Origin of the sequence: Richelia sinica FACHB-800 (genome assembly GCF_014698825.1) — a bacterium.
GTDB lineage: Bacteria > Cyanobacteriota > Cyanobacteriia > Cyanobacteriales > Nostocaceae > FACHB-800.
The window spans coordinates 295699-321115 of record NZ_JACJTT010000001.1; the positions used below are offsets into that span (position 1 = coordinate 295699).

Genomic DNA, 25417 nt, shown 5'->3' on the forward strand with positions numbered 1-25417 from the left:
ATTGTCATTGAAATCATCATGCACTTCTTAACGCCACAATGGGGTCAAGTTGGGCAGCACGACGCGCGGGAACCACACCAAAAAATAGACCAATTCCACCGGACACTCCAGCCGCTAAAGTCACAGCTACCAGGGAAATGGTTGATTGCAAGGGAGTAACAATACTTACTATCACCACTCCTGCACCACCTAAGGTGATCCCAATACAGCCACCTGCTACGGAGAGAATTACAGCTTCAATCATGAATTGCAGCAAAATGTCTTGTTGGGTTGCACCTATGGCTTTTCTCAGTCCTATTTCTTGGGTACGTTCAGTCACAGACACCAGCATGATATTCATAATCCCAATGCCACCTACTAGTAAAGAAATACCAGCAATGGCAGCTAACATTGTTGTTAAGGCATTGGTCACTGTACCGATAATATCTAAAATGTTCTTTTGGGTGCGAACAGTAAAGTCATCTTCTTGAGTGATTTTATGGCGAAGTCGCAGTAAATTTTTAATTTGAAATTCAGCAGCACGAATGCTATTGGCATCTTTAGCTGAGACGGAAATCATACTTAAATCAATGCCGTAAGGAGAGGTAATCCCCACAATACGACTAGACATAGTAGAGATGGGAATAAAGGCAACATCATCATTGTTGCTGCCTAAAAAAGCCCCTTTAGCCACTGTGACACCAATAACTTGAAAGGTGACATTTTTAATTTGAATTTGCTGATTAATCGGATTTTGATTACCAAATAGTTTTTTAGCTAAATCTGGACCAAGGACGACAACGGGATTATTGCGTTTAATATCCAATTCATTCAAAAATCTACCTTGGGCAATTTCAAAACTTCTGACTGATAAATATTCAGGAGTTGTGCCAATGACTGAACTTTTGGAGTTTTTATTTCTATAGGTAATGGTGGCTCGATTAGTAATATCTGGAGCTACTGATATAATAGAACGAACTTGTCTAGCGATCGCCTTAGCATCTTCCAACACCAAAGTTTTGGGTGTTTCAATGTTACGGTTGCGGCTTTCTGGACTACCGGGAATAATAAACAGTACATTTGGCCCCAAGGATTGAAACTGCTCTGTTGCTAGTTTTTGTGCTCCTTCTCCAATGCCAATCATGGCAATAACTGAAGCATTACCGATGATAATTCCTAGCATGGTTAAGCTACTACGTAGCTTATTTGCTAGTAGAGTAGTGGTGGCCATTTTGACGCTTTCGACAATATCCATGATTGTGTCAATAATTTACGGTTGCTTATTTTCTTTCGGCAGGTCAATAAAGACTCTCTCTCCTGGTTCCAATCCCTCTAACACTTGCACTTGGCTATCAATATTAGTGCCGATAGTGATGGGACGAAATTGAGGTTTATTCTCTGCATCGGGAACCATTACCCCTGTTTTACCTTGTTGGGTAACGATGCTTTCCTGGGGAATCAACAAAGCATTATTGATGGTGTCACCAATAAACGTAATTTCACTGACATTCATCCCCGAACGTAATTTATCTTTGCCAGTTTCTATAGCAACCCGCACCTGAAAAGAAGTCACATTTTGTTCTACTACTGCTTCTGGGGCAATTAACCGCACCTTTCCTTGAAAAACTTCATCAGGATAGGCATCGACGACAATTTCGACTTTTTGCCCTGGTTTAATCATGGGAATATCTACTTCCGGCACTTTTGCTAGCACTTCTAAGCCCCTAGCTAAAGCCACTATGGAGGTAGAGGTAGCAGAAGCATCACTGGAAGCAGAAATAGCAGGACTGACATAAGCACCAGGAGTAGCGTATCTTTGGGTAACTATTCCTGAAAACGGAGCGCGAATAATCGTATCTTCTAACTCTACTAGTTGTTGTTTTAACTGTGCTTGAGCCGCAGCGACAGATGCTCTCAAACGGGCAATTTCTTCAGGACGACTACCATTTTGTAGTTTGCGTAATGCTTCTCGTTGTTGAGCCACTACCGCTGCTTGTTTGGTAATATCTTCGTTGCGGTTGCCACTTTTGAGCAAGGATAATCGACGTTGGGCTTCCGCTAAACTAGCTTTTGCTCTTTTATCTTCACTAGCATACTGTTCCAAGGTGTCTTGGGAAGTTGCACCTTCTTTTGTTAAACCTTGATAACGTTTTAGTCTTGCTTGAGTTAATTCTACCTGGGCTTGTGCTGCATCTACTTGAGCTTGGGCTTGTTGAATTTCTTGGGTACGGTTTCCCTCCCGAACGATGGCTAATTGAGCTTGTGCTTGGGCTAATTGGGCTTTGGCTTGGGCAATTTCTTCAGGACGACTACCTGCTAAACTTTCCGCTAACTGCGCTTTTGTCTGTTGGAGGTTAGCTTGATATTGGAGAATCTGCATTCTGATTTGGGAATTATCCATGCGGGCAATAATTTGGCCTTTTTGCACCGTTTGTCCTTGTTCAACTTCTAAGTCTTTGAGTATGCCTGGACTTTTCGGGCTAATGTTGACGCTTTGTATCGGTTGCACTTTACCACTAGCGGTAATTCGCACAGTGACTTTTTTAGCTTCTACGGGTACTGTTAATTCGGTAATATCTAGTTTTTTGGCATTTGGATGTAAAGATTTAATGGTGGTGGTTGTTCCCACTATCAAAACGCTACTGGCCAAGATTCCCATCAGCCAACGCAATGGATATTTAACTTTTTTGCCAAGGAAAGGAATTTCTATGTAGGAGGTCATACGCAAAGACTCGAAATCATAGTGAGAGGTAGGTAAAAAGTTACTAAATAAATTTTTAATACTAATGTTTTAATTGTATTCAATTCTCACCTAATTGGGTGAAATGAGCGAGTTTTCGAGGGAATAAAAAGGGAAATTACTGATAGATATCAATTTTTTTTTACTATGAATAAATTTTCAATATTAAAAAAATGTAAGTAATTACTTATTAATACGATAAAAAAAATAAATACTTGTTTTAATCTTCCAAAGCAGGTGCAATCCCTTGCCAAATCATCTCTACCATCTGTTGAATAAACATAGGTTCTGGTGTAATGACGCTAGGAATCACATTCATTTGCTCCAGAAACACATAATTCATTAATGAACCAATCAACATTAGTGCCATGGTTTTCGCATCATTACAGCGGAGTCTACCTTGGGCAATTTCTTGCTCTAAAAAAAGAGTGAGTGCTTTGAGATCACGACTAGGTTTTGACTTCGTACTATTCATTTCTGGTAATGTTTTACCACAGGAGCGTAGCATCATCATCCGTGGCATTACTTGACGATAAAAGTCGAGGATTTGTTGACTGATATAAATGAGGTTTTGTTTAATATCTCCTTTCCCTACTAAGGACTCTATTTCTTGCACCCATTGGGGTTTTTCTGGGATACCCATAGATGCGAAAAACAATTCTTCTTTTGTGGAAAACCTTTTAAAAATTGATGCTTCAGAAATGCCGGCTTTTTGAGCAATGTCTAAAGTTGACCCAGTGAAACCTTGGTCGAGAAATACCTCACGGGCTGCGGCTAAAATTTGCTCGTTGGTAATTTTTTGTGTGCGTGCCATAAATAAGTATGTTATTACTTATTTTTAACAAATTAATAGCGATCGCGTCAACTACTGTGTAAAGTCATTTAAAATTTACTAGCACCTGGGACGGTATGGATGATATGGTAGTGCATCACAATTGCTGACATTGACGCTTTTATGCCCACAATTGTTACTCAAGACCAACTCCAGGGGTTGCGTCCAGGCGATCGCATCAGGTATCACAGTGTTGATTGGGATATAGAAGATTACAGCAGATATCAAGACCCTGAAGGCTATGAAACCCAGGAGTGGTTGTTAAAATCATATGGTGGGTCAGAATATTACTTGCTACGAGAATTCGACCCCAACCAAACCCCAAATACAGTGAATTGGTATCTTGCTAGTGAATTGCCAGATGTGAGCTTATTTTTACCAAATTCATCGGTCAATATCGTCCCTCAACTGTGGCAAGATATGCAATCAAGGGCGGAACCCTATCCAGAATTAAAACTTTTTTACAAATCCTATTATTTTGATTCCCAAACTCAAGGTAGTTATCAGGTAGAAGGAGAAAGAAAATCTCGCCTGACTTGGGATTATTGGAATTTAGACCATACATTAAATTTGGCAATAGAAGCTTTTTCTGATGGAAAATTAAATATTTATTCTACTAAGATAGTAAAGCCAGTCGAATTTGATAAACTGCAAAAAAATATTAATAAATACTCGCAAACCAATGGAATTGACCCAGAGAAAATTATTCAGATTGTCTTAGCTTTGATCACCATGTCCGTGGGAATTTTGCTAATGATATTTGGATAAATTACCAATGCCTATTTCATTATTTATTGAACACCATGACCAGAGTATTGCTTTTTATATCAATGGAGATTTGCAGTTTGATACTGCTGATGAAGCCATTTATCATGAACATTTGGTAATTCCGGCTGTAGGGTTAGCAATCCAGAGATTTCCTCATACAGATTTACATGTGTTAATCTGTGGTGGTGGTGATGGTTTAGCACTGCGAGATGTATTGCGATTTGAGCAAGTTAAAAAAATCGACTTAGTTGATTACAGTTCAGAAGTTATAGAACTAGGCAAAACGATATTTAAGCCTTATAACTTGGGTAGTTTAGAGAGCGAAAAAGTTACTATTCATGTCCAAGAAGCCTTGAGATTTGTTTCTCAATTACCAGATAATCATTACCACATTATTATTTGTGATTTTACCTATCCTCATTCATCAGCAGAAACGCAAATATATAGCCGAGAATGGTTTCAAGAAATTAATCGAGTATTAATTGCACCGGGAATTATCTGTACTAATGGTGTTTCTCCAGAACAGAAAACCACAGCTTTTTGGTGTTTATATCAAACTATATTAGCAGCCGATTTCATGGTAAAGCCGTTACAACTAGATATTCCCTCATTTAAGAACCATGGCTATGGTCATTGGGGCTTCTTGTTGGCTTCAGTCCAGGTCATTACCAGAGAAGAAATAGAGACAATTTATTTACCCGATGATTTAAATTCCTTAAACCAAAGCCAGTTACTACAGGCATTTTTCTTTGCCAATGCGATCGCACACTCTCGGCACAACGTCCTCGTTCACACCATTGACAGTCCTCAATTATTATATTACCTGCTGAATGCACCAGTCACAACAGGAAATGTGGCTGTAAATTGTGATGGTCACATCGATTTTTTGGATGTAACAGAAACAGCAACCACAGAAATTGGCGATGGTGATTTTCTCGATTTAGAATCGGTGACGAAATTTTGGTTAGAAAATATCTATGCTGCCCCATCGAGTGCAGAAAATTTAGGTGAAATTAATCGTCTCATTCCCGCACGCCATCACTATCATAACCCAAAAATGACATCGACATGGTTGGCATATATTAAAGAATTATTAGCAGAAATAGATACTAAGCAGCTATTAAATAAATTATTGGCTAGAGCCTCAGAATTACCACCCCAAACAGCTAGTGAATTGAAAAAATTAGCTGAAATAATTAATCATAAACAACCCTTGCCTCACTTGTCACCGAGAGTTGCTGAATTTATCACTATGTTATCTGTGACTTTGTTAATGGCTAACTTAGTTGCTCCAGATTCGGTATTTGCTAAAGGTTCCAGTTATAGCAGTGGAGATGATTATAGTAGTGGTGATGGTAAATTTATAGGTTTTATCATGACTGTGGTCGGAGGATATTGGTTAGCTACTGCATTAAAACAATCTAATGATGAGTAATTTGAGATATGGCAATATTTTTCATGCCTAATTGACATAAAAAATGGAATTAACAATTAGAGAATTAACTCAAGGAGAATATTCAGATTGGAATTTATTGGTAAATTCAGTGCCTGATGGTTGCTTTATGCAAACTTGCCCATGGGCAGATTTTAAGGAAATCGAAGGTTATCAAACCTTTCGCTATGGTTTGTTTTTAGAAACAAAATTAGTGGGAGGATGTATTTATTATTTATATCCCCATAGTAACAATGCTAATTTATTAATTGCTCCTGGTGGGCCTATATTACCAGAGCAAGAACCTGAACAAGGAATGCAGTTATTATTAAAAACCGCAGAAAAACTAGCACAAAAAAATGGTGCGATCGCACTGCGAATTGAACCTCTATGGTGTGAAAAACCTGATTACCTCCAAGGCTTCACTCGTGCTCCAGCTGACTTATTACCATCAGAAACTTTATTAGTGGATTTACGCCCTAATATCAGTAAAATTCTTGCCGATATGAAGCCAAAGGGACGTTATAACATTCGCCTTTCCCAACGCTATCAAGTCAAAACAGAATTCACTTGTGATGCCCAAGCAATTCCTTTATTTTATGACTTGTTTTGGGAAACAGTGCAACGTCAGAAATTTTTTGGTGAACCCTACGGATTTTTTATTAATCTCTGCCAAACCCTATTTCCTCAGAATATGGCAGAAATTGGTTTAGCTAGTTGGCAGGGAGAAATATTAGCGGGAATATTAGTAATTTATTGCCAGAATCGAGCAACTTATTTATATGGGGGCAGAAGCGATAACCACCCACAGGTGATGGCAAGCTATAGCTTACATTGGCAAGCAATACAAAGAGCAAAACAACGAGGTTGCCAGTTTTATGATTTCTATGGTTTTAACTTAGAACCTCATCACGCCTATGCCAAATTTTCCAAATTTAAAGAACAATTTGGTGGTGAAGTAATTAAAACTATAGGCGCTCATGATTACTTTTTTTATGACCAGTTAGCTGACACACTCATTAGCTTATTTCAAAAACTTGGGAGGGGGTAATAAATGAATCAATTATTAATTGATGGATTCACACAATCAGGAGTAGTCATTCTAGAATTAGCCATAGGTTTTAGCTTATTTTGGCTAGGACAATTTATTTACCAAAAGCTGTTTCGACGACGGATAGAATTAAACTTAGAGTTATTTGTTAAAGATAACCCAGCAGTAGCGATCGCTCTAGTAGGCTATTATTTTGGTATTGTCATCGCCTTAGGTGGTGTTTTAGGTCAAAATTCAGGTAGTTTGCCCAATAAAGCCTTGTATTTAGCCAACTACGGTATCATGGTGATTTTTTTTATGTTGGCAGGTGCTTGGGTGGGAGATAAATTAATTTTGCGTCACTTTAATTGTGAACGAGAAATCATCCAAGATAGAAATATTGGTGCAGCTACCGTAGAAGCCGGGAACCATATCGCTAATGGCTTGATTTTAAATGCGGCTTTGGCTGGAGAAAGTGGTGGTTGGTTGGTGGCCTTAGTTAGTTGGTTAATTGGTTTACTAGTATTAGTATTAGTTAGTTTTGCTTATCCCAATTTCGCTAAATACAATGTGTTTGCAGAAATTGAAAAACGCAATAATCCTGCCGCTGGTGTAGGTTTAGCTGGATTATTGATTGCGGCTGGTAATATTGTCCGAGTTGCTTTTTCTGCTGAATTTGTCACCTGGAATATTAGTTTTCTTCGTTATGCTCTAGTGCTATTTTTCTGTTTAGGTTTATTAATAATAATTCGCTTTATTGCTGATTTAATTTTAGTACCTGGTGTGAAAATTTCTGATGAAATAGTTAATCAAGAAATACCTAACGTTGGTGCAGGTTTAATAGAAGCATTCGCCTATATCGCTGCCTCGTTTTTAATTGCCTGGTGTTTTTAATCATGGATAGATAAATAATACCAAAAATTATTTTTATCTGAGTTACTAATCGCCTGAGTGAGTATTTGTGTAAGCATTTGGGCTTTGGGCAAATTCTCTTGTTGATAATCACAAATATGAATGTCAATAGTCACCTTTGCCGCTTCCGGCCAAAAGTGCAGCGCTATATGGGATTCTGCTAATAACACAACGGCGGAGACTCCCTGAGGTTGAAATGTCACTACAAGTTCACCAACAACAGTTAATCCTGTTGTTTGAGCAGCCTGCTTGAGCAATTGAATAAAATCCTCTGATTGCCAACTAAAAACAGTTGGAGATGCTGACAGAATTGCTGAAAAATGATGGGACTTAATCACTGATGTTTGACAATACCCTAAAGGTAAATAGCTAGGTTGAGGGAGAAAAATCAACCTAGATTTAACGTGAGTTCGATGACCTCTATCGAACTCACGTTAATATAAATTCTTGGTAATGTAACACAAAATAAATGGTTAATTAATCATTACAATGTAGAGACAAGCCATGGAATGTCTCTACAAGGGAGATATAGCAATGGACAGAGCGGTTAGGACATTAACTAACACTAAAACTTAGACAGTCAAAGGCTTTTAGCACTGTCACCTGTCACCTGTCACCTGCCATAACACATATTTTCCAGACCTACTCTGACTGTTGTTTTACCCTCAAGTCCTAGCTGCCACTTTTCGTCTAGAGTGAAGATCGTTTAAGCTATCGGAAAGATTCTTTGATTTGTGTCCCAGAGGCGATAACGTGCCTAAATATGTTCGTTTGATTTCTCTATTGGTTGCCTGTAGTGTGTGGAGTATGCCCAAGGTTGTTCACGCACAAGCTCTATTACCGCATACACTACAACTAGATGGAGCGAGGTTGGAGAAGCAAGGTTTGAGTTTGGCTCAGGAAGCTGCTCAATTAGCGCAGTTCCAGCAAATCGATTTAGCTTTGCCAAGAGCGCGATTAGCAACTCAACTAGCTCCCAATAATGACAAGGTATGGTTTCTGTTGGGTGGGTTGTATTTACAGAGTAAACAGTTTGATCAAGCAATCACGAGCCTGAAGAAAGCACAAAGTCTCAATAGCAAAAACGCTGATGTGCTGTTTGCCTTGGGTTCAGCGAACTTTCAACAGAAAAATTATCAAGCTGCGGCGGAGCATTATCAAACAGGTTTGAAGCTCAAACCCAATGATACAGAAGGTTTGTTTGATTTAGGTAACGCCTACTTCATGTTAGGCAGAATGCCAGAGGCGATCGCTCAATTTAATAAAGCTGTTGACCAAGATAAAAAATTCTGGCCAGCCATTAATAACATTGGTTTAATCAAATACGAACAGGGTGATAAAGAAGGGGCGATTAAACAATGGCAATTAGCCACTAACATTGATAAACAAGCTGCTGAACCGTTATTAGCCTTAGCAGTGGCATTATATGTTAAAGGTGATAGCCAGCAAGGCATAGCTATGGGAGCATCAGCACTCCGCATTGATCAACGCTATGCTGATTTAGATTTTCTCAAACAAAATCTTTGGGGTGAACGTCTGCTAGCCGATACGAAAAAATTCTTAGAACTACCAGGAATTCAAGCAGCTTTACAAGAGCGCGACGATTCATCTAGCTCTAATCCAGGGAATACACAATAAACAGGGTGATTGGTAATTGGTGATTGGGAATTGGTACAACCTTTACCCATTACCTATTACCTGATTAACCATTTACACTGTCTTTAGGTAATAGTTCCATAATCTGGTCAACAAATTGTTGATGGTCTACCACCGGCTTAGAAATATAGCCATCTGCACCACTTTGTCTGAGGAAATTCTCGCGATCGCCTTCCATCGCATGGGCAGTCACCAAAATAACAGGTAAACTAGCTGTTTGTGGGTCGGATTTTAACATTTGTGTAATCTTGATGCCATCAACAGATTTACCTTGGTAGACGCTGCGAGAAAGAGAAACATCCATGAGAATCAAGTCAGCTTCTCTGGCTTGGGCTATTTTCATCACTTCATCAACATTTTCCGTATGTTTGACACCTAAGCCACCTCGCTTAGTCAAAATCTTCGAGAAAACGCGAGCATTGATGAGATCGTCTTCGACAATTAAAACTGTTTTCATGGGAATTTTACTTATACATGTAAGTGGTAATACCATCTAAATAAAACAGCACTCTGCTTTACTTTTAATCATCATTAATGTGGATACCAGAAAACAAGGATAATACTACTGGTTTTTTTCTAATGTGTATCAAGATTTTGTCAGGAAACCTATTCCATCCGTTATGCTGTGATTGCTACAGTGTAAAGTTCCACCCTCCTTTGTGTAGTTAAACTTCAGGGAAAAAAGCTCATGGCAAAACAGTTAAACCTTCTCTCAACGGGACAGGTCATCACCACAGCCCTGCACACCGAGATGCAACGGTCTTATCTAGAATATGCCATGAGTGTGATTGTAGGGCGAGCATTACCAGATGTACGAGATGGCTTGAAGCCAGTGCATCGACGGATTTTATATGCTATGCACGAACTGGGTCTCACACCAGAGCGACCTTATCGAAAATGTGCCCGTGTCGTTGGTGATGTACTAGGTAAATATCATCCTCATGGTGACCAAGCGGTTTATGATGCCTTAGTGAGGCTAGTACAGGATTTTTCCAGCCGTTATCCCCTCCTGTCTGGACATGGTAATTTTGGCAGCGTCGATAACGACCCACCAGCGGCTATGCGTTATACAGAAACGCGCCTTGCACCAGTCAGCCACGAAGGAATGCTGTCGGAAATCGGCGAAGAAACTGTAGAATTTATCGGCAATTTTGACAATTCACAACAAGAACCAACAGTTTTACCGGCCCAATTACCCTTTTTACTCCTGAATGGTTGTGCAGGTATTGCGGTGGGTATGGCTACGAATATACCACCTCATAATTTAGGAGAAGTGGTAGATGGATTAATAGCTCTGATTGACCATCCAGATTTATCAGCAGAAAAATTATGGGAGTTGATTCCCGGCCCAGATTTCCCCACCGGTGGCGAAATAGTTGGAGATGGAGGAATCAAGGAAGCCTACTCCACAGGCAGAGGTTCGATTGTGCTGCGGGGTGTGGCTAATGTAGAGGAAATTCCTGGTGGTAAAGGGACAAAGCGGCGGATGTCTATAGTCGTGACAGAATTGCCCTATCAGGTGAATAAAGCCGGTTGGATTGAGAAAGTAGCCGAATTGGTCAATCAAGGGCGGTTACACGGCATTTCTGATATTCGAGATGAAAGCGATCGCGAAGGGATGCGGGTAGTCATTGAACTCAAACGAGATACCAATCCCCAGGAAATTCTCCAACACCTCTATCACCAAACCGCCCTACAAACTAATTTTGGTGCGATTCTCTTAGCTTTAGTTGATGGACAACCTCGTCAGTTAAGCTTGCGTCAACTGTTGGAGGAATTTTTAAAGTTCCGGGAACATACTCTCAATCGTCGCTACAGCTACGAGTTAGGCAAAGCGGAAAATCGGTCACATTTAGTGGCTGGCTTGCTCAAAGCTCTGGCAAATTTAGATCGGGTGATCGAAATTTTGCGTCAAGCTGCTGATGGTAGTACCGCTAAACTCAGTCTCTGTAATCAATTAGAGTTAACTGAGGTGCAAGCCGATGCAATTTTGGCAATGCCGTTACGCCGCCTCACCAGCTTAGAACAGCAAAACTTACAGCAAGAATTTGACCAATTAACCGAGCAAATTGACTTGTTACGGAGATTATTGGCAGACAGAAGGGAATTATTAAAGGCCCTGAAAAAAGATTTGCGATCGCTCAAACGTAAATACGGTGATTCCCGTCGAACCAGAATTCTCACCGCTAGCGACATCCCAGCTAAAGAAGAAAAAGGGACAAAACAAGCAGCAGCAGATGACGAAGAAAATCCCAAATCTAAAACCCCAACTTTCAAACCAGAACAGCCCCCAGAAGAAGCCATTTTAGAATTTAGCCAGCGTGGTTACGTCCGTCGTCTATCACCTACAGGCAAAAAACCAAAATCAGAAATCGGTGTCAATGACCATGACTTCGTCATCCAAACCGAAGCAGCTAGCACCGACAAAGAACTACTCATCCTCACCAGTGGTGGTAAAGTTTATCCTGTCTCTGTCGGCGAAATTCCTCACACTACAGCCCGTTCTCCTAGAGGTACGCCGTTAATTACCTTACTCACGAGTACGGCTCAAGGTAACACAGAGGGAGTTGTGAATCGCTTCTTACTGCCAGACAATCCTGAACATGGGCAAATCGTCCTCTTAACCAAACAAGGACGCATCAAGCGCCTGTCTTTAAATGAATTCACCAATTTATCTCGCCGTGGCATCACCATTTTAAAACTCAAAGATGATGATGAATTGTCCTTTACCCAATTCACTACCACAAGCGAACATTTGATTTTAGCCAGTTCTGGTGGTCGAATCTTGCGCTTTGCCGTCAATGATGAGCAATTACCGATTATGGGTCGGGCCGCCATGGGTTTACAGGCTTTCCGGCTGTTAAAAAATCAAAACATGGTTGGCTGTGTGACTGTTAAGAAAGATGAACAGATTTTAATGGTCACCGAGGAAGGATATGCCAAACGATTAGAGGTTAGTCATATGAGAGGCGCTAATCGTGGTGACTTAGGCACACAGGTAGTGAGATTTAATAATAAAACTGACCACTTAGCAGGTATGGTTCTAGCCGTTGCCAATACAGAAGTCGCTCTGGTAACCAATAAGGAACGAGTGGTGCGAATACCTGTAGATACAGTGCCGATTTTAAGTAAGGATGACAAAGGGGAAAATGTTCTCCAACTCAATCGAGATGAGAAGATTATTACCGTTGTACGGTGTCAGTAGGGAGGAATTCAGAAGTATAGCTGAACCACGCGGCGCTATCAGCAGTCCAAATGTTAAGGATTGATGAGTTATAATCTGAAAATTTTTGTTATATTTATTTACATAAGTCAAAAAAACTTAGTAAATAAGCTTGGAGTGCGAATCATGACTAATGCAACAAAAACAGCTAATGCTCCTATCGTTGAAGATCGCAACGCTTGGCGTTGGGGTTTTACTCCACAAGCAGAAGTATGGAACGGTCGCTTGGCAATGATTGGCTTTTTAGCGGCTACTTTGATTGAGTTGTTTTCTGGTCAAGGTTTCCTGCACTTCTGGGGCATTCTCTAATTTTTAAACCCAAGATTTAAATGATAAAAAACCTGGCAATTAATCACTACTGCCAGGTTCTTTATTGTTTAGTTGTCAGGCTAGCTACTGACTAATTAACGGATATATTCCTTGAGCACACTGTTACGATTGGGATGGCGTAGTTTACGCAGTGCCTTGGCTTCAATTTGGCGAATCCGCTCCCGTGTAACGTTGAAGATTTGGCCGATTTCTTCCAAGGTTTTCATCCGTCCATCATCTAAGCCGTAACGGAGTCTGAGGACATCTCGCTCGCGGGGGCTGAGGCTATCGAGGACTTTTTCTAAGTCTTCCCGCAGGAGATTTTTAGAAACTTGATCTTCTGGTGTTTCACCATCGGATTCAATAAAATCGCCCAATCGAGAATCTTCTTCTTTCCCAATGGGCGTTTCTAATGAAATGGGTAGTTGTGCTGATTTAGCAATAAAACGCAGTTTCTCAATGGTCATTTCCATGCGAGTCGCAATTTCTTCTTCTGTAGGTTTGCGACCCATTTCTTGAGATAATAGTTTGGTAGTTTTCTTGATGCGAGAAATAGTTTCGTAAAGGTGAACTGGGAGACGAATGGTGCGAGATTGATCAGCGATCGCTCTAGTAATTGCTTGTCTAATCCACCATGTAGCGTAGGTAGAGAATTTATAACCTTTTTCGTGATCAAACTTTTCTGCCGCACGAATCAAGCCTAAACTGCCTTCTTGAATCAAATCTTGGAAAGACAAGCCACGATTCATGTATTTCTTGGCGATGGAAACCACAAGACGGAGGTTAGACTGTACCATCTTATCTTTCGCTCTGCGTCCTAAGTGCAGACGATAGCGGAAAGTTGGCAATGGCATTTGTACTGCTTCAGCCCATTCACTGTCTTTGGGATCGCGATCCAATTGATCGGCTAGTTTTTCGCGAATTCTTTCTAATTCCAGTAAATCCGCAATTTTCCGAGCCAATTCAATCTCTTCATCTGCCCTTAGTAGACGGATTCTCCCAATTTCTTGCAAGTACAGGCGAATCGAATCTTCGGTGTAGTGCTTTTTCTTACTTTGTGTCCGACGACGCGATTTAGCGGCTTTTCCAGACTTTGCGTCGTCCTCATCAGACTGAGGCTCTAAAAAATCATCAATTTCGCCGTCATCAGCGAGTAGCAAGTCCTCTTCATCCTCTATTAAGAGTTCTTCTAACTCCTCGAAATCAGGCTGATTCATTATTTCTAGGTCAGGCTGATAATTGCTTTCGAGTACGTTGTTAGCCTGGTTCATGCCGCGTTCCTCATGCTCCTTGCAGAATCAATTACTCAAGATATTTTGGCTGCTCTTATAAATGAGCAAATGTTCAATGGAAATTAGTCTTGTGGCTAAATCCATGATTGTTTAACCGATGCAACCCCTGTATAGGGCGGGGTTTTTACCTCCATAGCATTTCACTGTCAGGTGATCGCTCATGGGAAGTAAAAGTCATTTCTGTTGCCGCTTTACACAACTTCTGATTGATTTAGTCGTCATCAGACTAATCTTCATCTAGAAATTAACCACTGAAGGCAAATAGACATGACTGCTGGTCGATTTCACTGTAAAGACTGTTCCGATTGTAGCCTGTTTCACAGAAATTGCACTCTTTTTGTGTGTTAATCATTAACTCTTGTTAGCCAGAGGAAGCCACTTTTATCAAAAAGACATGAAAAACGGTAGTGACACCATTAAATCTTGTTGAAAACTTTTTAGTTTTACAGTGGCATTCTCATTAGATTAAAAGGTAGGGACACTTGCTATGGCGTGATTCTAGAGATTTATGACTAAAACTATTCCCTGGCAACAGGGGATTAGATTTTAACTCAAAGGAGAAGTATTAATACACCCATCTTGATATTTCCTTCATAAATCTCTTTGTGGAAAACGGCAGCGGGTTTAACCGCCTGAGTAGATACGGTAATAAATGAACAGTGGGGGAGTTAATGTTCCATCACTGAACTTTGTATATAGGATGGCAATTCCCTGCACTGGAATGTTAAGGTTGTGCCCAAGTAGACCGTTTTACAGATGAGTTGAGCTTTGTCTGAATTCGGCCTTATTCACACCTTAGCGCAAGGTTGGGATTTCAACCCTATGCAACTTGACAAACTGTTCTGATTGTATATAACGATATTTTAATCAATTGAGAAATCATTTGTCAGTGGAGTTGCCCAATAATTTATGGTAATTGGTAATCGAGAAAAAGTGATTAGCAATGAAACCAAACTGATGACCAAATAATCCTCAAAAGTAATGAAATCAACAAAAATTAGTGGGTAATAGGTTATAACCCATTACCCATTAACAGAATCGGCAAAAAAAGGAAATTAAGGTTGCTAAATATCTAAATCGGTGAGATTAAGTTTAGCACCATAGGTTTCGATGAATTCTCTTCTAGGTGCGACGCGATCGCCCATTAAGATGGTGAATATGCGATCAGCTTCGGCGGCATCTTCAATTTCCACCTGCTTCATTTTCCGAGTTTCCGGGTTCATGGTGGTTGTCCACAGTTGTTCCGGCATCATTTCCCCCAACCCTTTGAACCGCTGGATGGTGTAGTTAGCGTTGGCTGGTAATTTGGCGATACATTGTTGTAATTCGCGATCGCTATAACAGTATTCATGATTTTTGCCCCGTTCCATTTTGTAGAGTGGTGGACAAGCAATATAGATGAAACCTTGTTCAATTAAAGCTCTTTGATACCGATAGAAGAAAGTCAGTAACAAAGTACGTATATGCGCGCCATCTACGTCTGCGTCGGTCATAATTACTATTCGATGATACCGTAATTGTGACGAATCAAATTCTTCACCTTTTACGCCTAAACCAAGGGCTGTAATTAGAGATTGAACTTCGTTATTTTTGTAAATTTTCGCGTCGTCGGTTTTCTCGATGTTAAGTATTTTACCGCGTAAAGGCAGGATAGCTTGAGTGCGGCGATCGCGTCCTTGCTTGGCGCTATTGTGGACAAATACACCACAGGCTAGTTGAAAATTGTGGGTTTCAGGAACTTCTATATCATAAACGTCAACACGCTCTGTTAAAGGTTGAACTTTATCAACCCTCAAACTAGACACTGAAGGAATTTCACCATTTTCCTTTATAGCGCTAGCAATGGGAGTTGATTGCTTGAGTAAGTCGTAAGGTGTTAACTCTTTAGCGGGCTTATAGCTGTTATCCTTCAGTAAAAAGAGGTGATCTGGAGTACAGATAACACTTTCGCCATTGTTAAATGTTACCTTCACAACTTCAGCATTGGCTTTGGTCATCCGGGGATTGATAATTTGTCCCGGAACCATTGCATCACCATCCATAGTGAAGCATTCATGTTGTATATTCTGCTCTCGTTCAGCAATAATTTGCCTAAAGGTAAGCTTTCCTCTATCGACTATATTGACCAGTGTATCACCATGAAAACAGCCACCGGCTGAATCGCCTTCTACGATGAAAATCTCCGATTCTGAGGGGTCGCGGGAACTACAATCAGCTAATTTACCGGGTAAGGGAGAAGATTCTAGGACTGATTTTCTTCTAACTAACTCTCGTGCGTGACGGGCTGCTTCTGCGGCTTTAAAAGCTTGAATAGCTTTATCTAAAATTGAATCAGCAATACCGGGACGAAACTCTAGATATTCGGTGAGGACTTCCCCAACTAAAGAATCAACAATACCTCTAACTTCTGTATTCCCCAGTTTAGTTTTGGTTTGTCCTTCAAATTCTGGGTCGGGGACTTTCACGGAAATGACTGCGGTCAAACCTTCGCGGACATGTTCACCACTGAGATTGGCTTCATTTTCTTTGATTTTATTCCGCTTGCGAGCGATCGCATTTAAAGTCCGAGTTAAAACTGCTTTTAAACCTTCTAGATGTGTACCACCGTCAACGGTGCGGATATTATTAGCAAAACCCAGCACGTTATCAGTATACGCATCAGTACACCATTGCAAAGACACTTCGATTTGGACATTATTCCGTTCTCCCTGAACGAAAATAATTTCCTCATGTAAGGGCTGCTTTTCCCGATTCATATAGGCGACATATTCTTTGATCCCGCCTTTATACTCGTAGGTTTCGACCTTGGGCGTATCGCTCTTTAATAACTCTAAGCGATGATCTGTAAAGGTAATTTTCACACCTGCATTTAAATACGCTAATTCCCGCAGGCGAGCAGCTAAAGTAATATAATCAAATTCTGTACCAGTGGTAAAAATTTGTGCGTCTGGCTTGAACAGGACAGAAGTTCCAGTTCTAGCTTCTTTGTAAGCCTTGACTTGCAAGTCAGTGACTGGAATACCCCGTTCATAACGTTGGATATGTACCTTCTTGTCTCGCCAAACTGTTACTTCTACAACTTCAGATAGGGCATTGACTACGGATACACCAACCCCGTGCAAACCTCCAGAAACTTTATAACCACCACCGCCAAATTTACCCCCGGCGTGCAGTACAGTTAATACAGTTTCTAAAGCTGATTTCCCTGTTTTTGGGTGAATATCGGTAGGAATACCCCGACCATTGTCTGTGACGGTACAGGAACCATCAGCGTTGATATCTACCTCAACATGGGTACAATAGCCAGCCAAAGCTTCATCAATCGCGTTGTCCACGACCTCGTAAACTAAATGGTGGAGTCCTCGCGGCCCTGTGGAACCAATATACATCCCTGGTCGTTTGCGGACGGCTTCCAGACCTTCCAGAACTTGAATCTGATCGGCACTGTAACTGCTCGTCATGAAAATTCTCCTGATGCGTGGGGTTGAAATTGCCCAAAGGCTAAAAAAGTCAAATCACTCCAAAATTTTAACACAAAAGCCTTGTTGCCGTCCGTAGCGCAATTTAATGAGAAGTTTATATAGGGGTTGCAACCCTTGAAAAATTCCCAATTAAAAATTAAAAATTCACAAGCAAGAATAACGACTGACTAATGAATAAGTTAATAGTGATTTGTGGGGCGACAGCAACGGGAAAATCTGGATTGGCATTGAATTTAGCACCAAAATTAGGTGCAGTGATTTTGAGTGCTGACTCTCGGCAAGTGTATAGGGAGTTTACCATTGGCACAGCTAAACCGAACCTAGCAGAACAAAAATTAGTTCCCCATTATTTAATTGATATCTGCGACCCAACTGAAACAATGACAGTAGCAGATTATCAGGAGCAAGCACAAGCTTTAATTGCTAATTTGGGTATTTCTCCATTGTTATTGGTGGGGGGAACAGGTTTATATATCCGGTCAATTGTGCAGGGGATGAAGATTCCCAGAGTAGCACCACAGCCAGAATTGCGATCGCATCTAGAATCCTTAGGTCAAACCCAACTTTATGGGATGTTACAACAAGTTGATCCCCTGGCTGCCCAAAAAATTCATCCCCATGATTTAGTCAGAACTTTAAGGGCTTTAGAGGTATACTACGTCACTGGTATACCCATTTCTGACCAGCAGGGAGAAAACCCACCCAATTATCCCATTTTACAAATTGGTTTAGATTGTGATGCCGACAGATTAGAGTCCAGAATTCAGCGACGTACTGAGGCCATGATGGCAGATGGCTTAGTAGATGAAGTGGAATATTTATGCCAAAAATATGGTGTAGATTTGCCCTTATTAAATACTTTAGGCTATCAGGAAATCAAACAATATTTAGGGGGAGAAATTACTTTAACTACAGCACAGGAGTTAACAGTATTGCATACACGTCAATTTGCCAAGCGTCAACGCACCTGGTTTAGAGCCTATCCGCAAATAGAATGGTATGATGCCGATGATGCCGATTTATTAGCAAAAATTGGAGAGCGCATCCATGAATTTATCCACGATAAATAAGATTTATCAAGATTGATATTTTGCTATTCAGCACCAGATAAAATAATATTTTTTGATTCTAGTTTTTGTGAATCGGCATAGTCTAAAATAGTTACGATGAGAACATTGGGAGGACAAAACAACGGTTTACGCACGACCTTTAGCAAGATTAATCGAACAACTGCAACGGTTACCTGGAGTCGGCCCCAAAAGCGCCCAGCGTTTAGCGTTGCACATTTTAAAGCGTCCCGAAGCGGAAGTAGAAGCTTTAGCCCAAGCCTTAATTGACGCGAAAAAACAGGTAGGTTTGTGTCAAGTTTGTTATCACCTATCGGCTGAACCAGTATGTGATATTTGTCGTAACCCTAACCGAGATAACAATACTATCTGTGTGGTAGCAGATTCACGGGATGTGATTGCATTGGAAAAAACCCGTGAATATAAAGGTAAGTACCATGTGTTAGGTGGTGTAATTTCTCCCATGGATGGAGTGGGCCCAGAACAATTAACAGTCCAGGCTTTAGTGCGAAGGGTCAGTCAGCAACAACCACAAGAAGTGATTTTAGCCATTAGTCCCAGTGTAGAAGGGGAAACCACAACCTTATATCTAGGTCATCTACTCAAACCATTTACCAAAGTGACACGTATTGCTTTTGGTCTACCGGTGGGTGGCGATTTAGAATATGCTGACGAAGTGACTTTAGCAAGAGCTTTAGAAGGTCGGCGAGAGTTAGATTAGATAATAATGTGGGGACAAAGTAAGTAAACGATTTCCGGCACTAGATTATTGCAGAAGCGATCGCTCAAAATATTCCTATACCAAATCTAAACTCAGAAAAACTGTGTTATCTTCTTGATGCCGTACTTCAGGCAGATCAAATAGAAATGCCATTCTCACACCTTTCTTATCTTTGTCCTCAATGGTGAATATACGCCGTTTTATACCCCTTTTTGATGATTCTGTCTCTCAATGGGCTTTAGAAGCGCGGCTATTGCGCTGGCTAACCTTTATGTGGTTGTTTTTCGGCTTGGTGATGTTGTTTTCAGCATCCTATCCGGTGGCTGATGACCGTCATGGTGACGGTTTATATTATTTCAAGCGACAACTACTGTGGGTGATAGCTTCATTAATTATCTTCAACATCATTGTTAATCTTCCCATCAAAAAAATTCTAGGGATATCTCATTGGTTTTTAATTTTCTTTTTGATGTTGATTTTTGTCACCCTGATTCCAGGGCTAGGAAAAAAAGCCTTTGATGCCGCTAGATGGATAGCCTTGGGACCGATTCCTGTTCAACCTTCAGAATTAATTAAACCATTTTTAGTGTTACAAAGTGCCAGACTGTTTGGACAATGGGATAAATTAACTTGGCGAGTGAGGATAACGTGGCTGGTTATTTTCGGTTTAGTTTTATTAGGAATTTTAGCCCAGCCTAATTTAAGTACCACCTCACTTTGTGGCATGACTATTTGGTTAATTGCTTTAGCTGCTGGCTTACCTTATAAATATTTAGGTGGTACGGCAATTGGCGGATTCCTGTTAGCTTTATTAAGCATTAGTATCAAAGAATATCAACGTAGGCGGGTGATGTCTTTCATGAATCCTTGGGCTGATGCACAAGGAGATGGTTATCAGTTAGTCCAGAGTTTATTAGCTGTAGGTTCTGGGAAAACTTGGGGGGTAGGATTTGGGCTATCGCAACAAAAACTATTTTATTTACCAATTCAAGATACTGATTTTATTTTTGCGGTATTTGCGGAAGAATTTGGCTTTGCTGGGGGGATAATTCTGTTATCAATCCTCTTAATTTTTGCCACCTTGGGATTAATCGTGGCTTTAAAAACTAAACATCCCATTAACAGATTAGTGGCTATAGGTGTAACTATTGTCATGGTGGGACAATCATTTTTACATATTGGTGTAGCTACAGGTGCTTTACCCACCACGGGTTTACCTTTACCCATGTTTAGTTATGGTGGTAATTCCATGATTGCTAGTTTGGTATCTGCGGCTTTATTAATTCGCGTGGCCAGAGAAAGTAGTGAGGCAGAAGTAGTACCGTTACGCAGAACTACACCAGATAATAAACGAAATTACCGAGTATTTGAGCAGAAAAAATGAACAATTCCATGATGGTGATTTTTCCCTATCGACATCATCAAACTTGGGTATTTGATGATGAAAAGGTAGGGTTAGTTCAAGAACCCTTTGTGAATGGGGTACCAGAAATGATCGACATTTTGGTTCAAGATATTCACCATGCCGAGGAAGGATTTAAGCTGCTATTTTCTGCCCAACCCTTTCCTGGTTATCAAGCAGAATTAGTCTGGCAAAGGGAAGAATATGGTGGACATTGGTATTTATGGACAAATAAAAATATGTCAGGTTGGTTATGCCCAGCATTATTTAAATACTTTATGCAGCCACCAACTAAAATATATTGTCAAGCTCAAAGTTTTGGTTAGTAAGTAGTGAAAAATAGATGGTTAAATTCAGGTGTGTACTGATTGAGTAACCCACCTGAAATAAAATTTATGGAGTCATTAAAGCTTCAAGGTGATAGCGGTAATAGCTAAAGCACCCCAACCAATCATAAACGCTATTCCTCCCAAAGGAGCGATCGCACCCCAGGATCTGACTCCAGTTAAACTAATCACATACAAGCTACCGGAAAAAATTAGTACACCAATAATAAATAACCACCCGCTAGCTATCAAAGTCAGTGGTGGTGATTCTAGACGACTCAGGAGAATAGCCACGAAAAACAGTGCCAGGGCATGGTACATTTGATAACGAGCGCCCGTGTCGAAAATTTCTAGCGATCGCTCACTGAGTTTGTCCCGCAGAGCATGAGCGCCAAAAGCACCAGCCGCAACCGATAAACCGCCAAAAATAGCAGCTACGCTTAAGAAAAATTGCGTCATGAGACCTAGCCGTAAATTCGTGTCAACACACTAAACATCAAAATGATATGATACGGCTCCTTCCTCATTCACCTTAAAATTCGCATTGAATTCTTTAGCTTTTTCATCTAAATATTTTCTAGCTGTCCCTGCTGGTAGTTGGGATTGCATAGCAAAGTGTAACAATGTGATTTTGCCATTATTTTCTTGCAGCATTTGATAAAACAATGATTGTAAATCATCATCTGCTTGCTGTTTAAGCGTCTTCTTTTCCCTACGGCTTTGCAGATACAAGCTTAATGTTAACCAGCCACCCAAAGTAATTGTCGGTAAACCAAACACTATCCCACCAGTGATAGCATCATTATTTTCAGGTGCAGAAAAAACTTGTTCTCCTTCTACAGGATAGACATTAACTTTTCGTAGAGAGGATTGATTTAATACTTCTGATACAGAGATTGCTAAAAACATAAATCCCAGGATGAGTAGCCAGCCAGCAGAAAGTTTTTCGGCAGTCTTCATATTTTTATGTCAAATTTAAGCTTTGTTTGCGATTCTAACCTCACTTGCTGCTAGCTTCCAGTCATTGAATAGATATCTTGACTTTCTCACCAGTATTTATGTGTTTCTAGTCCTAGTGATAATTAAATCGCAGCAAAAATATGCTGGATTTTGCCGCGATTTTCCGATTATTCAGCTGATTGACGAGTTGCTTCCAATAAACGGGAAAAATAGAAGCGAGTTTTGGTCATAGCTGTTCTTTGTATAGTAAAACCATTACGTTCCAGGATAGCTTTTACATCAGCTTCCCGGTGTAAATAGGCACGAGTGGCTTTGCTAGGCCCTGGAAAGAAACTACCAATTTTCTTGAGGAGGGTCAAAAAGCAGGTTTTTGGTGCAAAACTGAGAATGATTCGTGACTGGGCCAAAGAACAAAGGTGAGAAATCATCTCATCCGCTTTTTCTTGGGGGTAGTGGATGAGAACATCCAAACAAATAACTGTATGGTAGTTACCACTCAAGGATTCTAAATCTTGGACAGCGAAAGTAGGATTTTCACTATTACCCAAAGCTTGTACACCCCTCTCCTTGGCTTCTGTCACCATTTTTTCGGAGATGTCGCTGGCATAGACTTTAGCACCTTCTGTAGCCAGGGGGATACTGAGACTACCCACACCACACCCAGCATCACAGATGGATAACTCTGCTAAGTTGTTATCTGCTTTTAGCCAGCCGATGACTGTATCCACAGTTTGCTGATGTCCATTCCGGATATCTAACTGCACTTTGTTGACTTCACCATCACCATAGATGCGTCTCCAACGGTCAAACCCTGTGGAATTAAAATATTCACGAACTATTGTTTTATCGTCGGCTGCGTTCATAGAGTCAATTTACTACGGTTCCCAATCTTTCAAATTATCGCCTATTTCCGCAGTAATTGAGGCAGCAAGTATCAAGGTAGAAGAAATTACTTCGGTAATTCCTATCCAGCAATTGCTATATTGAATTATTTAGTTGCGGTCTCGTTCTAATTTATCAATTACTCTTTGTAAATACCAATCTTCAAACATCCCTGGAAATTCATCACGTTCTTGCTGAATTAATCTTTCTGCTATTTCCCAATGTCCTCCTACTAATCGGAGGATACGTTGGCGTAAAATTTGAAATTGTTGATTTTTAATTTCTGGGGTGGAGTTTTGAATTTTTTGGAGGCTATTGAAAACTATTTGGTAATTTTCCCAATCTTCTTGTTCACAATAAATACTTGCTGCTTGTTGATAATCAGCAATGGCACTTTGCATTTCTTCTAAACAAGTGTAGGCAATACCGCGATTGTAGTAGGCTGAAGGGTCATCAGGTTGAATTTGCAATGCTTGGGTGTAGTCTTGAATCGCATCTAAATATTTGCCCATGATGCGATAAACATTTCCTCTAGCAATGTAGACTAAACTTTCTGCTGGTTGAATTTGTAAAGCTTGATTTAAGTCAGCCAAAGCCCCTTGATAATCTCCTAGTTGGGAACGGGCTTTACCTCGGTTACGATAGACGATGCCATGATTAAAATTGAGTTTTAGGGCTTGATTAAAATCAGCGATCGCTTCCTGATATTTCCCTATTTTGCACTTAACAACTCCTCGACAGCAATAGGCTTGACCATCTTGGTTATCAGCTTGCAAAATCCAGTCTAAATCTTTGAGAGCTGCTGTTGTATCTCCATTTTCTGCCCGGTCTAATAGCTGAGTAAAGTATTCATTAATGGAAATAATTGGTGCCCTTGTTGGTTGTACTGGTTGAATAGCCGTTTGTTCCTTGGGCTGTAGCTGCTGGATTTTTGCCAAACACAAACGACAGTTGTCTTTATCGGTTTGTTCTAAATATAATTGGGCAGCAGTTTTAAAATTAGCGATCGCATCTTGAATATAACCTTGTTTCCGTCGTACCATTCCCCGCAGGTCGTAAGCTGCTGCATAGTTGCGGTTTAATTGAATGGCTTTTTCCACATCTTCTAAAGCACCGGGTAAATTCTTCAGACTCAATCTAGCTAAAGCCCGACAGTAGTAAGCCTCCACACTTTGAGGATCTAATTTTAACGCCTCTGTATAATCATCAACTGCTTGCAGAGTAGCACCGCTATCATAAAAAGCTAAACCGCGTTTGATATATGCCAAACTAAACACAGGATTTAACTGAATAGCTTGGTTAAATTCCGCAATGGCACCAGCATAATCCTGTTGTTGGGCTTTTTCTAAACCTCGGCGGTAAAATTCTTCACTCATATCCTACCTGCATGGATGGTTTACACAGAATTGAGGTGATTCGCTACCACTTCCCGTCGTCGGGGAACATCATAAACCATAAAATCATGGGCCATATCCGTATTGGGAAAAATTGCCCTGGCTTCCTGTAACAAATCTCGGAGTTCTATGCTGTTACCAGGGGCATAGCGGGGGCTGAAATGGGTCATAATCAGTTTATTGACCCCAGCCACATGGGCAGTTTGTGCCGCCATAGTCGAGGTAGAGTGGAGACGTTGAAAGGCCATCTCTGCATCTTGGTGGGCAAAGGTGGCTTCATGAATTAATACATCTGCATCTGCCGCCAAACTCACCGCACCGTCACAATAAACTGTATCTGTACAATAGGCAATTTTCCGACCAATTTCTGTGGGGCCACACAACTCGCTCCCCTTAATCACCCGCCCATCTTCCAAGGTAACAGTCTCACCGCGTTTCAATTGTCCATAAATGGGTCCGGAGGGAATTTTCAAAGCTTTGGCTTTTTCCACATCAAAGCGACCTACCCGGTCTTTTTCCACGACTCGATAGCCAAAGGCGGTAATGCGGTGATGTAAAAGACCACAGCTAACCGTAAATTCCTCATCTTCGTAAATAACTCCTGGTTTCACCGTATGGACTTTGACGGGATAGGAAAAATGGGTATGGGAATAACGGGAGGCAGCTTGTAGATAGTCATTTAATCCCGGTGGTCCATAAATATCCACTTTTTCCACATTTCCAGCTAAACCGCAACTGGCTAGTAGTCCCATTAAGCCAAAAATGTGGTCGCCATGCAGGTGGGTAATAAATATCCGCGAGAGTTGGCTAATTCTCAGGTCACTGCGTAATATCTGATGCTGTGTACCTTCTCCACAGTCAAATAACCATAGTTCAGCCCTCTGGGGTAATCTTAGGGCGACGCTGGAAACATTACGCGCTCTTGTAGGTACACCTGAACTGGTTCCTAAGAATGTGATCTGCACAGCCTTATTTAGCCTTCCTCTTAATCAATTAAGAATCTCTATTAT

22 protein-coding genes and 1 pseudogene are annotated in these 25417 nt (G+C 40.7%); 11 read left to right on the plus strand and 12 right to left on the minus strand.

Features of this window, described 5'->3' with window-relative positions; all coding sequences use genetic code 11:
* Positions 1-16 precede the first annotated feature (16 nt).
* The 3 genes from H6G73_RS01210 to H6G73_RS01220 all read right to left on the minus strand — a co-directional run bounded on the left by H6G73_RS01210 (position 17) and on the right by H6G73_RS01220 (position 3533).
* A complete protein-coding gene (locus H6G73_RS01210; protein ID WP_190601115.1) occupies positions 17-1234 on the minus strand; it encodes an ABC transporter permease in 1218 nt (405 codons plus the stop codon).
* Between the two features lie 15 nt (positions 1235-1249).
* On the minus strand, positions 1250-2701 hold the full coding sequence (locus H6G73_RS01215; protein WP_190601116.1) for an efflux RND transporter periplasmic adaptor subunit: 1452 nt from the start codon (positions 2699-2701) through the stop codon (positions 1250-1252).
* A 238-nt stretch (positions 2702-2939) separates the two neighbouring features.
* Positions 2940-3533 carry a TetR/AcrR family transcriptional regulator gene (locus H6G73_RS01220; protein WP_190601117.1) on the minus strand — a complete coding sequence of 198 codons (594 nt, stop codon included), beginning with the start codon at positions 3531-3533 and terminating at the stop codon, positions 2940-2942.
* Positions 3534-3674: 141 nt separating this feature from the next.
* Between H6G73_RS01220 and H6G73_RS01225 the strand changes: the two genes are divergently transcribed.
* The 4 genes from H6G73_RS01225 to H6G73_RS01240 are packed head-to-tail and all read left to right on the plus strand — an operon-like array spanning position 3675 to position 7675.
* Positions 3675-4319: a DUF4178 domain-containing protein gene (locus tag H6G73_RS01225; protein ID WP_190601118.1), complete on the plus strand. Its 645-nt coding sequence runs from the start codon at positions 3675-3677 to the stop codon at positions 4317-4319.
* 7 nt (positions 4320-4326) lie between these two features.
* Positions 4327-5754, plus strand: coding sequence for a spermine/spermidine synthase domain-containing protein (locus H6G73_RS01230; protein WP_190601119.1), 1428 nt, complete (start codon positions 4327-4329; stop codon positions 5752-5754).
* Positions 5755-5797: 43 nt separating this feature from the next.
* Complete coding sequence (locus H6G73_RS01235) at positions 5798-6802, plus strand: lipid II:glycine glycyltransferase FemX (RefSeq protein ID WP_190601120.1); 1005 nt, start codon at positions 5798-5800, stop codon at positions 6800-6802.
* 3 nt (positions 6803-6805) lie between these two features.
* The gene (locus H6G73_RS01240) at positions 6806-7675 is read left to right on the plus strand and encodes a DUF350 domain-containing protein (protein WP_190601121.1); all 870 of its coding nucleotides are present in this window, start codon (positions 6806-6808) and stop codon (positions 7673-7675) included.
* Here the strand turns inward: H6G73_RS01240 and H6G73_RS01245 are convergent.
* Complete coding sequence (locus H6G73_RS01245) at positions 7672-8085, minus strand: S-adenosylmethionine decarboxylase family protein (protein ID WP_199317552.1); 414 nt, start codon at positions 8083-8085, stop codon at positions 7672-7674. The genes H6G73_RS01240 and H6G73_RS01245 overlap by 4 nt on opposite strands.
* A gap of 361 nt (positions 8086-8446) precedes the next feature.
* Here H6G73_RS01245 and H6G73_RS01250 point away from each other — a divergent pair, with 361 nt between their 5' ends.
* Positions 8447-9331 (plus strand): tetratricopeptide repeat protein, encoded by an 885-nt coding sequence (locus tag H6G73_RS01250; protein ID WP_190601122.1) that lies wholly within the window; start codon positions 8447-8449, stop codon positions 9329-9331.
* A gap of 64 nt (positions 9332-9395) precedes the next feature.
* On the opposite strand, the gene H6G73_RS01255 is transcribed toward H6G73_RS01250, so the two are convergent.
* Positions 9396-9806, minus strand: coding sequence for a response regulator (locus H6G73_RS01255; RefSeq protein WP_190601123.1), 411 nt, complete (start codon positions 9804-9806; stop codon positions 9396-9398).
* A 231-nt stretch (positions 9807-10037) separates the two neighbouring features.
* Between H6G73_RS01255 and gyrA the strand changes: the two genes are divergently transcribed.
* Positions 10038-12554, plus strand: a complete 2517-nt coding sequence (gene gyrA, locus H6G73_RS01260) for a DNA topoisomerase (ATP-hydrolyzing) subunit A (RefSeq protein WP_190601124.1) — start codon at positions 10038-10040, stop codon at positions 12552-12554.
* Positions 12555-12698: 144 nt separating this feature from the next.
* Positions 12699-12881, plus strand: coding sequence for a chlorophyll a/b-binding protein (locus tag H6G73_RS01265; RefSeq protein WP_190601125.1), 183 nt, complete (start codon positions 12699-12701; stop codon positions 12879-12881).
* A 95-nt stretch (positions 12882-12976) separates the two neighbouring features.
* On the opposite strand, the gene rpoD is transcribed toward H6G73_RS01265, so the two are convergent.
* Together rpoD and gyrB are read right to left on the minus strand one after the other, a co-directional pair.
* The gene (gene rpoD, locus H6G73_RS01270) at positions 12977-14152 is read right to left on the minus strand and encodes an RNA polymerase sigma factor RpoD (protein ID WP_190601126.1); all 1176 of its coding nucleotides are present in this window, start codon (positions 14150-14152) and stop codon (positions 12977-12979) included.
* Positions 14153-15237: 1085 nt separating this feature from the next.
* Positions 15238-17634: a DNA topoisomerase (ATP-hydrolyzing) subunit B gene (gyrB, locus tag H6G73_RS01275; RefSeq protein WP_190601127.1), complete on the minus strand. Its 2397-nt coding sequence runs from the start codon at positions 17632-17634 to the stop codon at positions 15238-15240.
* A gap of 191 nt (positions 17635-17825) precedes the next feature.
* Here gyrB and miaA point away from each other — a divergent pair, with 191 nt between their 5' ends.
* From miaA to H6G73_RS01295, 4 genes and pseudogenes are all read left to right on the plus strand, one after another.
* Positions 17826-18725, plus strand: a complete 900-nt coding sequence (gene miaA / locus H6G73_RS01280; protein ID WP_190601128.1) for a tRNA (adenosine(37)-N6)-dimethylallyltransferase MiaA — start codon at positions 17826-17828, stop codon at positions 18723-18725.
* A 121-nt stretch (positions 18726-18846) separates the two neighbouring features.
* A pseudogene (gene recR / locus H6G73_RS01285) lies at positions 18847-19443 on the plus strand (recombination mediator RecR); the annotation flags it as partial.
* 184 nt (positions 19444-19627) lie between these two features.
* On the plus strand, positions 19628-20827 hold the full coding sequence (locus tag H6G73_RS01290; protein WP_190601250.1) for an FtsW/RodA/SpoVE family cell cycle protein: 1200 nt from the start codon (positions 19628-19630) through the stop codon (positions 20825-20827).
* Positions 20824-21171 carry a DUF6717 family protein gene (locus tag H6G73_RS01295; protein ID WP_190601129.1) on the plus strand — a complete coding sequence of 116 codons (348 nt, stop codon included), beginning with the start codon at positions 20824-20826 and terminating at the stop codon, positions 21169-21171. The genes H6G73_RS01290 and H6G73_RS01295 overlap by 4 nt, the downstream gene beginning before the upstream one ends.
* 78 nt (positions 21172-21249) lie before the next feature.
* Here H6G73_RS01295 and H6G73_RS01300 read toward each other — a convergent pair whose 3' ends face one another.
* From H6G73_RS01300 to H6G73_RS01320, 5 genes are all read right to left on the minus strand, one after another.
* Positions 21250-21630 carry a DUF423 domain-containing protein gene (locus H6G73_RS01300; protein ID WP_190601130.1) on the minus strand — a complete coding sequence of 127 codons (381 nt, stop codon included), beginning with the start codon at positions 21628-21630 and terminating at the stop codon, positions 21250-21252.
* A gap of 30 nt (positions 21631-21660) precedes the next feature.
* Positions 21661-22131, minus strand: a complete 471-nt coding sequence (locus H6G73_RS01305) for a hypothetical protein (RefSeq protein ID WP_190601131.1) — start codon at positions 22129-22131, stop codon at positions 21661-21663.
* A gap of 167 nt (positions 22132-22298) precedes the next feature.
* Positions 22299-22994, minus strand: coding sequence for a magnesium protoporphyrin IX methyltransferase (gene bchM / locus H6G73_RS01310; protein WP_190601132.1), 696 nt, complete (start codon positions 22992-22994; stop codon positions 22299-22301).
* 129 nt (positions 22995-23123) lie between these two features.
* Positions 23124-24389, minus strand: coding sequence for a tetratricopeptide repeat protein (locus H6G73_RS01315; protein WP_190601133.1), 1266 nt, complete (start codon positions 24387-24389; stop codon positions 23124-23126).
* A gap of 20 nt (positions 24390-24409) precedes the next feature.
* A complete protein-coding gene (locus H6G73_RS01320) occupies positions 24410-25372 on the minus strand; it encodes a ribonuclease Z (protein WP_190601134.1) in 963 nt (320 codons plus the stop codon).
* Positions 25373-25417 lie beyond the last annotated feature (45 nt).

Bases quoted from the DNA above. Each gene is read 5' to 3' on its own strand.
- H6G73_RS01210 (WP_190601115.1), bottom strand. From the start codon at position 1,234: ATGGATATTGTCGAAAGCGTCAAAATGGCCACCACTACTCTACTAGCA.
- H6G73_RS01215 (WP_190601116.1), bottom strand. From the start codon at position 2,701: ATGACCTCCTACATAGAAATTCCTTTCCTTGGCAAAAAAGTTAAATAT.
- H6G73_RS01220 (WP_190601117.1), bottom strand. From the start codon at position 3,533: ATGGCACGCACACAAAAAATTACCAACGAGCAAATTTTAGCCGCAGCC.
- H6G73_RS01225 (WP_190601118.1), top strand. From the start codon at position 3,675: ATGCCCACAATTGTTACTCAAGACCAACTCCAGGGGTTGCGTCCAGGC.
- H6G73_RS01230 (WP_190601119.1), top strand. From the start codon at position 4,327: ATGCCTATTTCATTATTTATTGAACACCATGACCAGAGTATTGCTTTT.
- H6G73_RS01235 (WP_190601120.1), top strand. From the start codon at position 5,798: ATGGAATTAACAATTAGAGAATTAACTCAAGGAGAATATTCAGATTGG.
- H6G73_RS01240 (WP_190601121.1), top strand. From the start codon at position 6,806: ATGAATCAATTATTAATTGATGGATTCACACAATCAGGAGTAGTCATT.
- H6G73_RS01255 (WP_190601123.1), bottom strand. From the start codon at position 9,806: ATGAAAACAGTTTTAATTGTCGAAGACGATCTCATCAATGCTCGCGTT.
- gyrA (WP_190601124.1), top strand. From the start codon at position 10,038: ATGGCAAAACAGTTAAACCTTCTCTCAACGGGACAGGTCATCACCACA.
- H6G73_RS01265 (WP_190601125.1), top strand. From the start codon at position 12,699: ATGACTAATGCAACAAAAACAGCTAATGCTCCTATCGTTGAAGATCGC.
- rpoD (WP_190601126.1), bottom strand. From the start codon at position 14,152: ATGAACCAGGCTAACAACGTACTCGAAAGCAATTATCAGCCTGACCTA.
- gyrB (WP_190601127.1), bottom strand. From the start codon at position 17,634: ATGACGAGCAGTTACAGTGCCGATCAGATTCAAGTTCTGGAAGGTCTG.
- miaA (WP_190601128.1), top strand. From the start codon at position 17,826: ATGAATAAGTTAATAGTGATTTGTGGGGCGACAGCAACGGGAAAATCT.
- H6G73_RS01295 (WP_190601129.1), top strand. From the start codon at position 20,824: ATGAACAATTCCATGATGGTGATTTTTCCCTATCGACATCATCAAACT.
- H6G73_RS01300 (WP_190601130.1), bottom strand. From the start codon at position 21,630: ATGACGCAATTTTTCTTAAGCGTAGCTGCTATTTTTGGCGGTTTATCG.
- H6G73_RS01305 (WP_190601131.1), bottom strand. From the start codon at position 22,131: ATGAAGACTGCCGAAAAACTTTCTGCTGGCTGGCTACTCATCCTGGGA.
- bchM (WP_190601132.1), bottom strand. From the start codon at position 22,994: ATGAACGCAGCCGACGATAAAACAATAGTTCGTGAATATTTTAATTCC.
- H6G73_RS01315 (WP_190601133.1), bottom strand. From the start codon at position 24,389: ATGAGTGAAGAATTTTACCGCCGAGGTTTAGAAAAAGCCCAACAACAG.